We start from the raw sequence: 12,461 nt of genomic DNA, 5'->3' as shown, positions 1-12,461 counted from the left end.
TCAGAACGTTGTGGCGTCGATGACGAAGCGGTAGCGGACATCGCTGGCGAGTACGCGTTCAAAAGCTTCGTTGATCTGGTTTGCGTGTATGACTTCCACGTCTGCTCCGAGGCCGTGGGCGGCGCAGAAGTCCAGCATTTCCTGTGTTTGGCGGATTCCGCCCATCCTTGAGCCGCTGAGGTTGCGTCGGAATTCCACCAGCGACCACGCGCGCTGGCTTAGGGGTTTCGAGGGAAGCCCCACGAGGACCATGGTGCCGTCCAAGGCAAGCAAGGACAGATACGCATCCACGTCGATGTCCGCGGAGACGGTGTTGATGATCAGGTCCAGCTGGCCCTTCAGGTATTCGAAGGTGGCGGGTTCAGATGTTGCGTAGTAGCTGTTGGCGCCGAGCCTGACGGCGTCCTCCTGCTTCTTCAGCGATTGGCTGAGTACCGTGACTTCGGCTCCCAAGGCCGCGGCGATCTTCACGCCCATATGGCCCAGACCGCCCATACCTATGATGGCCACGCGCTTGCCTGGCCCGGCTTTCCAGTTACGCAGCGGCGCGTACATGGTGATTCCCGCACACAACAGCGGGGCCGCTTCCTGGAGGGGCAGGCCATCGGGAATCCGGAGGACGTAGTTCTCATCCACGACGATTCCTGTGCTGTAGCCGCCCGCGGTGGGCTGCCCGTCACGGCCGAAAGAGTTGTACGTGCTCGTGGCCCCTTGCAGGCAGTACTGCTCCTCCCCTGCCCGGCAATTGACGCATTCCCTGCAGGAATCAACGAAACAGCCCACCCCCACCCGGTCCCCTACGGCATGGCGGGTGACTTTTGGACCGACGGCTTCCACCACTCCGACGATCTCGTGGCCCACCACCAGGGGGTAGTTGCTGGCCCAGTCTCCGCGCGCGGCGTGGATATCGGAGTGGCAGATTCCTGTGTACTTGATGGAAATCCGCACATCGAAATCGCCCGGATCGCGCCGCTGCACAGTGCCAGGGGTGAGTGCCGAGGCAGCAGAAGAGGCCACATAGGCCTTCACGGTAGTAGGCATGTCATCCTTCTTTCGGCAGTTGGCCCCGGAACGCGGCTGTTAGTTGGAGGGGAAGTTGTAGGAGGCGCCCGAGGCGTGGGTGGGTTCGGGCCAGCGGGAGGTGATGACTTTGCCGCGGGTGTAGAAGGAGACGCCTTCGGGGCCGTAGATGTGCTTGTCACCGAAGAGGGAGTTCTTCCAGCCGCCGAAGGAGTGGTAGGCCACCGGGACGGGCAGGGGCACGTTGATACCCACCATCCCGACCGTGACCGAGCGCTGGAACTTGCGGGCGTTCGCACCGGAGGAGGTGAAGATCGCGGTGCCGTTGCCGTACGGGTTGGCGTTGATCAGCGCGATGCCTTCCTCAAGGTCCGCGACGCGGACCACCACCAGGACGGGTCCGAAGATTTCCTCGGTGTAGGCGCTCATTTCGGTCTTGACGTGGTCGATCACGGTAGGACCGACCCAGAACCCTTCTTCGTGGCCCGGGACCACCAGGTCACGGCCGTCCACCACCATCGCCGCACCGGCGGTTTCGGCCTCGGTGACAATCCTGACGATGCGTTCCTTCGAGGCAGGGGTGATGACCGGACCCATCTCCGCGCCGGGTTCGGTACCGTTGCCGACCTTCACCGCCAACGCACGTTCCTGAACCTTCTTCACCAGCAACTCCGCAGCATCCCCCACAGCCACGGCAACCGAGATCGCCATACACCGCTCCCCCGCGGAACCAAACGCGGCAGCCGCGAGGTGGTCCGCGGCGTTGTCCAGATCGGCGTCGGGCATCACGATCGCGTGGTTCTTCGCCCCGCCCAGGGCCTGCACACGCTTGCCGTGCTTCGTGGCGGTCTCATGCACGTACTGCGCGATCGGGGTGGAACCCACGAAACTAATGCCGTCCACGTCCGGGTGGGTCAGCAGCCCGTCAACTGTTTCCTTCCCGCCGTGCAGGACCTGGAACACCCCATCAGGCAACCCCGCCTGCTTCCACAGCCTGGCCAGCAGCATCGGCGCGGACGGGTCACGCTCGGAGGGTTTGAGGATGAACGCGTTGCCGGTGGCGATGGCCATCGGGGCCATCCACAACGGCACCATCACCGGGAAGTTGAACGGCGTGATACCGGCAACGACCCCCAGGGGCTCGCGGAAGGAGAAGACATCGATTCCGGTGGAGACCTGGTCCGAGTAGTCACCCTTGAGCAGCTGCGGGATGCCACAGGCGAACTCGATCACTTCCAGGCCGCGGCCGATCTCACCCTTCGCGTCGGAGATCACCTTGCCATGCTCGGCCGTGATCAACTCAGCAAGCTCATCCACGTGCGCGGCGACGAGTTCACGGAACTTGAACAACACGCCCGTGCGCTTCGCCAGGGAAATATCACCCCAGGACTCCGCGGCTTTCTTCGCAGCAGCCACCGCAGTGTTCAGGTCAGCCTCGTTCGCCAGGCGCAACTCCGCCGTGACCTGCCCGGTCGCCGGGTTGAACACCGGCCTGGTCTGTTCCCCCTCACCCCTGGACTCGGCGCCGTCGATGAAATGGTTGATTTGGGTGAGCGTCGTCGTTGAGGTGCTCATGGCAAAGTTCCTTAGGAAAATAAAGCTGGGTGGCGGGAAACAGGATCAGGACACTGGGACGAAACCAAGGTTTTTGTCCACGATGTTCAGCAGGGGTTGGCCTTGGCTGAACCGTCGCAGGTTGTCCACGAACAATTGCCCAAGATCGTCGAGGTAGTCCTCGGTGTCGCCGCTCATGTGGGGTGTGATGATGACGTTGTCCATGCTCCACAAAGGATGTCCGGCGGGAAGCGGCTCGGGATGGACTACGTCCAGTGCTGCACCGGCAATGGATCCGGAGGCCAGGGCTTCCACCAGCGCGTCGGTCCGAACCAGTTCCCCCCGGCCCACGTTGATGAGGTGCGCGGTGGATTTCATGGCGGAAAGGACGTCAGCGCCCACGAGTCCCTTGGTGTCCCCGGTCAGTGGCGCTGCCAGGACGAGGTAGTCGACGTCGCCGACGATTCCGGCCAGGTCCCGGGATGAATGGATGTGCTCGAATAGTTCATCTCCCGGACGGCTGCTTCGCCCGGCGCCGCTGACCTGCAGGCCTACTGCACGGAAAAGGGACGCAATTTCCCGCCCGATGGAACCGGTGCCCACCACCAGGGCGCGTTGACCCTGGATCTTACGGGTGACCCTGTGCTGCCAGCGCTGCTGCTGCTGAAGCTTGAACGAGCCCTGCGAGTCTTTGGCAACGTCCAGGACGAAACCCAGCGCGAATTCGGCAATTGCACGGCTCAGGACTCCACGGGAATTCGTGTAGACCACGTCGCTCTGGATGAGCTCGTCGAACAGGAGTTGGCTAACGCCCGCTGCCGTTACATGGACCCACTTCAGCGATGACGCTGCGTCCCAGTTCTCCCGCAAGGCAGGGGAAAAGGAATGCCACTGGTACAGGACATCCGCACCGTCCATCGCTTCAGCCAGTCCCTCTGCCTTGGTCAGCCGGACCTCGGCCAGGGCTTCGATCTCCTCCAACCGGGGCGGCAAAGCCTCCCGATACAGTGCCGCGACAACAGGCCTCTTGCCTCCAGGGGTAATCGTCATGACGACGCCGGTGCTCCCGCGGGCTTGGTCGCCGCACTGGTCTCGATCGAGCCAGCCACCTCAATCACATCGATAGCGGCCAAAACAGCGGCGGTGAATTCCGACGTCGACGACGGGCCTCCCACGTCGCGGGTCCCGAGGCCCTCGCGCAACACTGCCTCGAATGCCTGCTGCAGGTGCTCAGCAGCTTCCGGGTGGCCCAGATGCTGCAGCATCATCGCGCCGGACCACATCTGGCCCACCGGGTTTGCCAGTCCCTTCCCTGCGATGTCCGGAGCAGATCCGTGCACCGGCTCAAAGAGGGATGGGAAATCACCGTCGGGATTCAGGTTCGCGCTGGGAGCCACACCGATGGAACCGGTGACGGAGCTGCCCAGGTCCGAGAGGATGTCGCCCAGCAGGTTGGAGGCGACAATGACGTCCAGGGTCCAGGGTTTGAGGACCAGGTGCGCAGCCAAGGCGTCCACCAGTTCGCTGGTGAGCGTTACGTCAGGGTAGAGGCGGGTGGTTTCTTCCACTACCTCGTCCCAGAACGGCATGGTGTGGATGATGCCGTTGCTCTTGGTGGCCGAGGTCAGGTGGCCCCTGCGGGAGGACGCGAGCGAGGCGGCGTAGTGCGCCGCCCGGGACACTCCCAGGCGGGTGAAGATGGTTTCCTGGACAGCGGTTTCGTGGGGCAGCCCGCGGTACATGCGCCCACCCACCTCCGAGTATTCCCCCTCGTTGTTTTCACGCACGATGAGGATATCGATCGGTTCCTTGTTCGCCAGGGGCGACTTCACGCCGTCGAGCGTTTTTACCGGCCGCAGGTTGATGTACTGCTGGAATTCGCGGCGGATGGGAATCAGCAACCCCCACAGCGATTCAGCATCGGAGACCTCCGGGGAGCCCACGGCACCCAGGAAAATGGCGTCATGCTGAGCGAGCTGGTCCAGGCCGTCCACCGGCATCATGCGGCCGTGCTGGGCGTAGTAGTCAGATCCCCAGTCGAAGTGCGTGAACTTCAGGTTGATGGAGTGGATCTCAGCGATTCGCTCAAGGGTTTCGATGGCCGCAGGGACCACTTCCTTGCCGATACCGTCGCCCGCGATGACCGCGATTTTGTGGGTAGTCATGATGCGTTCCGTTCTGAGGTGCCCGTCAGCTGCTGCCAGCGGGTGGCGGGCTCCGCCAGTTTGATAATGGTGCTCTTGGGCTCTGTCATTTCGCGGACTGCGTGCTTGACGCCTTCACGGCCAACCCCGGACTTCTTGAACCCGCCAAAGGGCATGGAATCGATCCGGACGTCGCTTGTCTCGTTGATAACCACCGCCCCGACATGCAGCTTGTCGGCAATTGCCAGTGCCAGGTCAATGGATTCTGTGAAGACACCAGCCTGAAGCCCGTATTCGGAGGCATTGGCCGCATGGATGGCGTCGGAGATCTGGATGAAGGGCATGATGCTGACCACGGGGCCAAACACTTCCTCAATGATGACGCGGGCGTCTGCCGGCACATCGGTGAGAACGGTCGGCTGGTAGAAGGCGCCGTGGCGCTGACCGCCCACACGGACAGTGGCGCCGGCCGCTTTGGCCTCCTCCACCCATGCCTCAATCCGCCGGGCCTCCGCTTCGCTGATGAGCGGGCCGATATCGGTACTGCGGTCCATCTTCGCGCCGACGCGGAGTGCGCTGGTCCCCGTAAGTACCTTTTCAAGGACTTCGTCGAACAGCGAAATGTGGACGTAAACGCGCTGGACCGACAGGCAGTTCTGGCCGGCCACACCGAATGCCCCGGCGACGATCGCCTCAGCAGCAGCTGCCGGTTCAGCGTCCGCGCAGACGATCGTTGCGTTGTTGCCGCCCAGTTCCGAAAGGATCTTCTTTGCTCCCGCGGCGGCAGCAATGCGGTCGGCCGTGGCCGGCCCGCCGGTGAAAGAGATGAGGTCCACCTGAGGGTCGGTCACGATCGCTTCGGACACCCCGGGTCCCGACACGATCGCGGCGACGCGACCTGTCGGAACACCGGCCTCAAGCAACAGCTGAACGAAAGCCAGCCCGGTCAGCGGCGTGCGGCCTGAGGGTTTAAGTACGACGCCGTTGCCTCCGATCAGCGCCGGGCCCAGCTTGTGTGCCACAAGGTTCAGCGGATCGTTGAAGGGCGTAATGGCGGCGATGATGCCAACAGGCTTGCGGCTGTACCAGCCGATCTTGTTGGCTCCCGCCATGCTGTCCTCAAAGCCGAGAGTTTCCCCCACGAGTTCGCTCGACGCTGCCGCAGAAAGCCGCAACGTCTCGATGCACCGGCGCACTTCACGCTCGGCCTCATTGATGGTCTTGCTGCTCTCGGCGGCAATGATCTCCGAAAACCGTACTGCCTGCTCAGCCAGGAGCACTGCAGCCCGTTCCAGGGCCTCGCGGCGTTCCCGGAGAGGCCATTCATCGTCCAGGAGGTGGCGGTGAATGTGGGCAACCGCCCGGCGGACATCCTGCGGGGTTGAAGAACACACAGTGCCCAACAGCACGCCGTCTTCAGGGTCCCGTACTTCCAGGATCCTGTCTGCGGTCTCCCAAAGGCCTTCGAGGAACGCGCCTCCGGGAAGCGCCGCAACGCTTGTCCGCCTGTAAGCCGTTTCCTCAGCTGTTTTTAGGCGCGCTCCAGCGACGGTTGTTGATGAACTCATGGGAACCTTTACCTTGCCTGGCTAGCGGAATGTCTACTTGATACGGTCGATGATCTTCGCGGCTCCGCCAATGAACGGCAGGAACCATGGCGGGCCGAAGTGGCCGGGAACCGGCGGGTTCTTCAGGTCTTCCCACACATTTGCCGACTTGTCGCCGGCCATGTAGTGGGCCATCCGCTTACCCATGTGGGCCGCCATTTGAACGCCATGGCCGCTGTAGCAGAGGGAGTAGAACAGGCCGTCATGCTGGCCGGCATGGACCATCTGGTCCATGGATAGATCCACCAGACCGCCCCAGATGTAGTCCACCTTGGCGTTGGAGAGGTACGGGAAGAGCTCAGTCATGGCCTTGTGCAGGATTTCGGCGCTCTTGACGTCCGAATCCGGGCTGGACAAAGCGAACCGGGCCCGGCCACCGAACAGCAGCCTGTTGTCCGGCGTGATCCGGAAGTAGTACGTCAGCATCTTGCTGTCAGAGGCCTGGCGCCTGTTCGGCAGGATGCGGTTCACCACCTCTTCGGACAGAGGCTCCGTGCAGATGATGAAACTGCCAACCGGGATCACGCGGCGCTGCAGCCACGGAGTGATGTTGCCGGTGTAGCCGCTGGTGGCCACCAGGACCTGCTTGGCCCGGGTAATCCCACGGGTGGTGTGGACATCATGCACTGTGCCCGAGACCTTGTTCAGCTCGGTGACCGATGCGTTCTCGCAAATGACTGCGCCGTTGTCGATTGCCACCTTTGCCAGGCCGTGCACGAACTTCCCTACGTGAAGACCGGCACCCAGCGGATCCATCATGGCACCTTGGTAGAAGTCCGTGCCGATTTCGCTGTGGATCTCTGACTTGGGGATGACCTTTACGTGGTGATCGACCAGGTTTGCCAGCAGCTCCTGGGACTTCAGGAAGCCATCGTAGTGGGACTTGTGGAACGCCAGGGAGAGCTTGCCGAAACGCTTGAAATCGCAGTCGATGCCGTTGTCGTGCACCAGCTTCTCGATGGTTTCGATGGCATCGTTGTATTCGCGGAACATCTCAACTGCACGGGGAGCTCCGTAGCGCTTGACTGCCGTGCTGAAGCCAATGGCCAAACCGGTCGTAGCCATTCCCCCGTTACGGCCCGAAGCGCCCCAGCCAACAGTGTGGCGTTCGAAAACGGCCACACTGGCGCCCTGCTTGGCGAATTCAAGGGCTGCTGACAGCCCGGTAAAGCCGGCACCGATAATCGCAACATCAACGTTCTCCGGGACCGGAGTGCGGCGGTAATCGCCGGAAGGCTCTGCAGTATCGAGCCAGTAGGGAACAAGTTTCACGGTATGACCTTTCGCTTCGAAGCCGGTTTAGAGACCGAGGTGCTTGTTGATCTCGTCCAGGGACTTAACCGTGGTGAGGTCGTAGCCCCCGCCAATGGGGTCGTAGCCACGGTCCAGCATCCAGAGGTTACGGAAGCCCATGTCATGCATCGGATGCATGTCGTACCGGGTGTGCGAGGAGACGTGCAGGAAGTCCTCCGGCTTGGCGTTCAGGGTATCGAGCATGTACTCGAAAGCCTGGTAGCGCGGCTTGTAGGCCTGTGCCTGCTCGGCAGTCAGGACCGCGTGGAACTCTGCACCCAGCTTCGGGATGCTGATATCCAGGAAACTGTCGTCCGCGTTGGACAACGCCACCAACTGGTAGTTGTCGCCCATGAGCTTCAGCGGGGCCGGCACGTCCTCGTGGGCAACCCAACCGCGGACGGCGTCAGCGAACGCTGCGCCGGCACCTTCGGTGGGCCCAATGCCCCAGCGCTTGCACACCCGGTCAAAGGAATCCTGCAGGATCGCCTCATACGGCTTGTAGTCCCCCAGGACCTCGTCGAAGCGGTAGCCACGGAACTGCTTCTTGAAGGTAGGCCACTGCTCTTCGGAGATGCGTCCATCGAGCAGCCGCCGGGTGGTGGGATCGATGTCGAAGTTGATCAGCGTGCCGTATACATCGAAGGAGATGTACTTCGGCCGGAAGTTGGTCTCTGCCATGGGGTTTCCGTTCTTTTCGGGAGATGGAAGGGGGCTTGCCCCGTGTGTTTGGAGGTATCGAAAGTGGCGAGCTGAACCGCGAAATCGTGCCTGGCGGGCTGGAAGGTTCGTGCCCGATGATTCGACTCTAGGCCGCCAAATTGTAAATTGTCAACAGTTTCTAGTGCGGTAATTAGAACCATTCTCATAGAGAGGAAGCTTGAAAAAACTTCCTGTCAATTGTTGACAATCTACTGTTGAGGGGGTTGCATTGCATTAGATGACGGAGAGATCCGGATCACATTGCAACCTAGAACTTCTCCCTCCCCAGTGACCGACTCCCTCGAAGGGAAGCACCATGAAGATTCGTAACAAGGCCCAGACTGCAGCCGCAGGACTTGCCGTACTACTCGCCCTGAGCGCCTGTGGTGGAACAGCCAACAGCAGCGATTCCCCGGACGCGAGCAAGACCACGAACACTACAGACATCTCCGAGGGCGTCCAGCCTGACGAAAAGGCCGTAAGCCTCCTGCCGGCGTCCTATAAGGACAAGGGCGAACTGACGGTCGCCATGGACCTGCACTACCCGCCGACGACGTTCCTCGCCGAAGACAACTCGACGCCGATCGGCCTGAACCCGGACATTGCCCGCCTGGTAGCAAAGAAGCTCGGCCTGAAGCTGAAGTTCCAGGACACCAAGTTCGACACGATCGTCCCCGGCCTGGACGGCGGGCGCTACGACTTCACCGCCACCACCATGTCCAAGACCGCTGAGCGGTTGAAGGTCCTGGACATGATCGACTACTTCAAAGCCGGCAACTCAGTGGCCGTGGCCGCGGGTAACCCGCTGAATCTCAGCAACGAGACACTGTGCGGTAAGAACATTGCCGTTACCCAGGGCTCGACGGGCCAGCTCAAGCGACTCCCGGCCCTCTCGGAGCAGACCTGCACTTCCAAGGGACAGCCCGCGATCAATGCCGTGACCCTGCCCAACGTCCAGGAGGCCCTGACGCAGCTGGCATCCAAGCGGATCGACGGCATCCTCTACGACACAACCTCCCTCGCCTGGGCCGAGAAGCAGCAGCCCAAATCATTCACCATCCTGACCCCCCAGATCAACGTCGGATCCAGCGACCTCACCGCAATCGGTGTCAAAAAGGGATCTGCCCTGACCCCCGCACTCCAGGCCGCCATCCAGTCGGTCCTGAACAGCCCGGAATACAAGAAGTCCCTCTCCACCTGGGGCCTCGATGCCGGAGCCATCACGGATGCGAAACTCAACTAGGAGAGGTGCTCCCATGGTGCAAACCATCAGTAACGGAAGCAAACCGACAATGAACGGAATTGATCCGGCACTCAAGCCCCGCCTTCGCCGCAGAAGCACTTTTGAATACGTCGCCTGGGTGGTTTCCATCCTGTTTGGCGCGGGCATCCTCTTCTCGGTCTCCACCAACCCCAACTTCAAGTGGGACGTGGTGGCCAAGTACTTCACCCACGAATCGATCCTCCGCGGGCTGATGCTCACCATCTTCCTTACGCTCGCAAGCATGGCCCTGGGTACCCTCCTGGGCCTGGTCATTGCGATCATGAGGTCCTCGAGCGTCAAGCCGATCGCGGCCACGGCAGGGGCGTTCATCACCCTGTTCCGCGGTACCCCGGTCCTGGTCCAGCTGATCTTCTGGTTCAACATCTCCGCCCTGTACCCGAACCTCACCATCGGGATCCCGTTTACCGACATCGGCACCGCAATCGACACGAATGCACTCATGGGTCCGATCACCGCAGCCTTGGTCGGTTTGACGTTGAATGAAGCCGCGTACATGGCAGAAATCATCCGCGGAGGGTTCTCCTCGGTGGGCAAGGGACAAATTGAAGCCGCGGACTCCCTGGGAATGAGCGCCTCTACGAAGATGCGCAAGATCATCATTCCCCAAGCCATGCCCTCCATCATTCCGGCCACCGGCAACCAGGTCATCGGAATGTTCAAGGAAACATCCCTGGTCAGCGTCCTGGGTGTTGCCGAACTTCTGCAGAGCGCCCAGCTCATCTACGCACGTACCTACGAGACCATCCCGCTGCTGATCGTGGCGAGCCTGTGGTACCTGGTGATGACACTGCTGCTGAGCTACCCGCAGTCCAAGCTCGAACAGAAGTACTCCCACACCTCCGCCCGGGTACCCCGCAAGTCCAAGAAAGTCACCCTGACCGCACCGGAAGGCATCGCACGATGAGCACCGACGGCACAATCCACGCCCGCCGAATTCGTAAGTCCTTTGGGCACAAGACCGTTCTCCACGATATCGACCTCGATATCGCCAGCGGTGAAATCTGCTGCATCATCGGACCCAGCGGCTCCGGAAAGTCCACGCTGTTGCGCTGCATCAACGGCCTGGAGACCGTGGACTCCGGAATCCTGAAAGTCAACGGCGACGATTTCGGGTACTACGAGACCGACCACGCTTACCACGCGCTGCCCCCTAAGAAGCTTGCCCAGCAACGTACACGGGTAGGCATGGTCTTCCAGCAGTTCAACCTGTTCCCGAACATGACTGCCCGCGAGAATGTCATGTCCGGTCCGGTCCTGGTCAAGGGTGCCGACAAGAAGGAATCCTCCAAGCGCGCCCAGGAACTGCTCACCAGCGTGGGCCTCGGCGCTTTCGGTGACCGCTACCCGGCCGAGCTTTCCGGCGGACAGCAGCAGCGGGTCGCCATCGCCCGGTCTTTGGCCATGGATCCGGAAATCATCCTGTTCGACGAACCCACCAGCGCCCTTGACCCCGAAAAGGTAGGGGAAGTCCTCGGCGTCATGCAGGACCTCGCCAAGAAGGGCATGACCATGGTGGTAGTCACCCACGAGATGGGCTTCGCCCGCGAAGTGGCCGATTCCCTGATCTTCATGGATGAGGGCTACGTGGTGGAACGTGGAGATGCCCGGGAGATCCTGAAGAACCCCAAGGAAGCACGCACCCAGGCCTTCCTGAAGCAGGTGCTGTAAGCGATGGATGGAAAACTCGCCGTCATCGGCCTGGGCAGCATCGGAAGCATGGCGCTCTGGCAGGCCTCACGGCTGTCCGATTCCGTGGTCGGCTTTGAAGCACACGCCCCGGGCCATGGCAGAAGTGCGGTGGGTGGCGACACCCGGCTTTTCCGGATGCTTTACAGGGGAAGGCCGGACTACTACCCCATCCTGGAACGCTCCCGGGATCTGTGGGCCGAGCTCGAAGCAGAAACGGGACAGGACATCCTCACCCGCTGCGGCGGGCTCTCCATCGGTACTGCTGATGGACCATACATTCCCAAGCTGCTGGAGACCACCCGCATCAACGGAGCGAGCCACCAGATCCTCAGCCGGCAGGAGATGGCCGAACGCTACCCGCAGCACAATCTCCGGGCTGACGATGTCGCCGTTTACGATCCCTTCGGGGGCGCGCTCCGCACGGATCGGGCAGTTACCGCGGCGGTTGCAGCGGCACAGGCCAACGGGGCCACGGTCCTCAGCAATACTCCTGTCAGCAGCATCACCGAAACCAACGACGGCGTTGTGGTCACCTCCGGCGAACAGTCCTGGACGTTCGAACGGGTGATCATCGCCTCCGGTGGGTGGTCCCGGCAGCTCATGCCCGATTATCTGAAGGCGCACACGGATACCCGCAGGATTTTCCTGAGCTGGTTCGTCGCCCGCGACGCAACCCGGTTCACCCCGGAGAAGTTCCCCATCTTCATCAGGATTTCCGGTGACCGCTCCATGTATGGGGCGCCTGCGGTGGACGGCGTCACTGTGAAAGCCACCCTCGATGGCCGCGGGGCACCAACCCCCTCCGCGGACTCAGTGCCCAGGGAGCTGACCACGGCGGAGTTTGCGGAAACCATTGAGACGGTGACGGAATTCTTCCCGGACCTGGTCCCCAGCATCGTCCGTTCGGATGCCTTCCCGGATCTGTTCACTTCGGATTCGCAACCCCTCCTGGGCTTCTTCACTGAGCAGGGCAGGATCTACTCCGCCACGGGCTTCTCTGGCGCCGGCTTCAAAATGGCTTCCGGCTACGGCCAGATTGCTGCCAGCGAAGCACTTGGCAAGGGCGGCTTCGACGGGCTGGACTTCGTCCGCCCACAGCGGTTCAAAAAGTAAGCACCACCACACGATTCGCGGGCTAACGGCCCGCGAATCGCGTATTGTTGACAA

The 12,461-nt window shown here is 61.8% G+C and carries 11 protein-coding genes; 4 read left to right on the top strand and 7 right to left on the bottom strand.

Translation table 11 applies throughout. From position 1 onward, the window contains the following. The 7 genes from J2Y41_RS14015 to J2Y41_RS13985 are packed head-to-tail and all read right to left on the bottom strand — an operon-like array spanning position 1 to position 8,299. Positions 1–1,041, bottom strand: coding sequence for an NAD(P)-dependent alcohol dehydrogenase (locus tag J2Y41_RS14015; RefSeq protein WP_309929327.1), 1,041 nt, complete (start codon positions 1,039–1,041; stop codon positions 1–3). A gap of 39 nt (positions 1,042–1,080) precedes the next feature. Next, positions 1,081–2,595 carry a CoA-acylating methylmalonate-semialdehyde dehydrogenase gene (locus J2Y41_RS14010; RefSeq protein ID WP_309929325.1) on the bottom strand — a complete coding sequence of 505 codons (1,515 nt, stop codon included), beginning with the start codon at positions 2,593–2,595 and terminating at the stop codon, positions 1,081–1,083. Between the two features lie 45 nt (positions 2,596–2,640). Next, positions 2,641–3,624: a D-2-hydroxyacid dehydrogenase gene (locus tag J2Y41_RS14005; protein WP_309929322.1), complete on the bottom strand. Its 984-nt coding sequence runs from the start codon at positions 3,622–3,624 to the stop codon at positions 2,641–2,643. Then, positions 3,621–4,739: a tartrate dehydrogenase gene (locus tag J2Y41_RS14000; RefSeq protein WP_309929320.1), complete on the bottom strand. Its 1,119-nt coding sequence runs from the start codon at positions 4,737–4,739 to the stop codon at positions 3,621–3,623. The genes J2Y41_RS14005 and J2Y41_RS14000 overlap by 4 nt, the downstream gene beginning before the upstream one ends. Continuing rightward, positions 4,736–6,286 carry an aldehyde dehydrogenase family protein gene (locus J2Y41_RS13995; protein WP_309929318.1) on the bottom strand — a complete coding sequence of 517 codons (1,551 nt, stop codon included), beginning with the start codon at positions 6,284–6,286 and terminating at the stop codon, positions 4,736–4,738. The genes J2Y41_RS14000 and J2Y41_RS13995 overlap by 4 nt, the downstream gene beginning before the upstream one ends. A 33-nt stretch (positions 6,287–6,319) precedes the next feature. Next, positions 6,320–7,597, bottom strand: coding sequence for an FAD-binding oxidoreductase (locus J2Y41_RS13990; RefSeq protein ID WP_224094854.1), 1,278 nt, complete (start codon positions 7,595–7,597; stop codon positions 6,320–6,322). A 27-nt stretch (positions 7,598–7,624) separates the two neighbouring features. Further along, a complete protein-coding gene (locus tag J2Y41_RS13985; protein WP_224094853.1) occupies positions 7,625–8,299 on the bottom strand; it encodes a haloacid dehalogenase type II in 675 nt (224 codons plus the stop codon). A 337-nt stretch (positions 8,300–8,636) separates the two neighbouring features. Here J2Y41_RS13985 and J2Y41_RS13980 point away from each other — a divergent pair, with 337 nt between their 5' ends. The 4 genes from J2Y41_RS13980 to J2Y41_RS13965 are packed head-to-tail and all read left to right on the top strand — an operon-like array spanning position 8,637 to position 12,407. Continuing rightward, entirely contained in the window at positions 8,637–9,563 is a 927-nt protein-coding gene (locus J2Y41_RS13980) for an ABC transporter substrate-binding protein (RefSeq protein WP_309929312.1), read from the top strand. Positions 9,564–9,612: 49 nt separating this feature from the next. Beyond that, positions 9,613–10,509, top strand: a complete 897-nt coding sequence (locus J2Y41_RS13975; protein WP_224094851.1) for an amino acid ABC transporter permease — start codon at positions 9,613–9,615, stop codon at positions 10,507–10,509. Beyond that, on the top strand, positions 10,506–11,273 hold the full coding sequence (locus J2Y41_RS13970) for an amino acid ABC transporter ATP-binding protein (protein WP_224094850.1): 768 nt from the start codon (positions 10,506–10,508) through the stop codon (positions 11,271–11,273). The genes J2Y41_RS13975 and J2Y41_RS13970 overlap by 4 nt, the downstream gene beginning before the upstream one ends. Before the next feature lie 3 nt (positions 11,274–11,276). Beyond that, on the top strand, positions 11,277–12,407 hold the full coding sequence (locus tag J2Y41_RS13965; RefSeq protein WP_309929308.1) for an FAD-dependent oxidoreductase: 1,131 nt from the start codon (positions 11,277–11,279) through the stop codon (positions 12,405–12,407). Positions 12,408–12,461: the final 54 nt, after the last annotated feature.

The sequence above is a fragment of the Arthrobacter sp. 1088 genome (assembly GCF_031455315.1).
In the GTDB taxonomy this organism is placed as follows: domain Bacteria; phylum Actinomycetota; class Actinomycetes; order Actinomycetales; family Micrococcaceae; genus Arthrobacter.
Note: the sequence above shows the minus strand (reverse complement) of the source record. Positions and strands in the feature narration are given on the sequence as shown.

Excerpts from the sequence above, each read along its gene's own strand:
- J2Y41_RS14015 (WP_309929327.1), bottom strand. The coding sequence starts at position 1,041 with ATGCCTACTACCGTGAAGGCCTATGTGGCCTCTTCTGCTGCCTCGGCA.
- J2Y41_RS13965 (WP_309929308.1), top strand. The coding sequence starts at position 11,277 with ATGGATGGAAAACTCGCCGTCATCGGCCTGGGCAGCATCGGAAGCATG.
- J2Y41_RS13985 (WP_224094853.1), bottom strand. The coding sequence starts at position 8,299 with ATGGCAGAGACCAACTTCCGGCCGAAGTACATCTCCTTCGATGTATAC.
- J2Y41_RS13970 (WP_224094850.1), top strand. The coding sequence starts at position 10,506 with ATGAGCACCGACGGCACAATCCACGCCCGCCGAATTCGTAAGTCCTTT.
- J2Y41_RS14010 (WP_309929325.1), bottom strand. The coding sequence starts at position 2,595 with ATGAGCACCTCAACGACGACGCTCACCCAAATCAACCATTTCATCGAC.
- J2Y41_RS13980 (WP_309929312.1), top strand. The coding sequence starts at position 8,637 with ATGAAGATTCGTAACAAGGCCCAGACTGCAGCCGCAGGACTTGCCGTA.
- J2Y41_RS13975 (WP_224094851.1), top strand. The coding sequence starts at position 9,613 with ATGAACGGAATTGATCCGGCACTCAAGCCCCGCCTTCGCCGCAGAAGC.
- J2Y41_RS14005 (WP_309929322.1), bottom strand. The coding sequence starts at position 3,624 with ATGACGATTACCCCTGGAGGCAAGAGGCCTGTTGTCGCGGCACTGTAT.
- J2Y41_RS14000 (WP_309929320.1), bottom strand. The coding sequence starts at position 4,739 with ATGACTACCCACAAAATCGCGGTCATCGCGGGCGACGGTATCGGCAAG.
- J2Y41_RS13995 (WP_309929318.1), bottom strand. The coding sequence starts at position 6,286 with ATGAGTTCATCAACAACCGTCGCTGGAGCGCGCCTAAAAACAGCTGAG.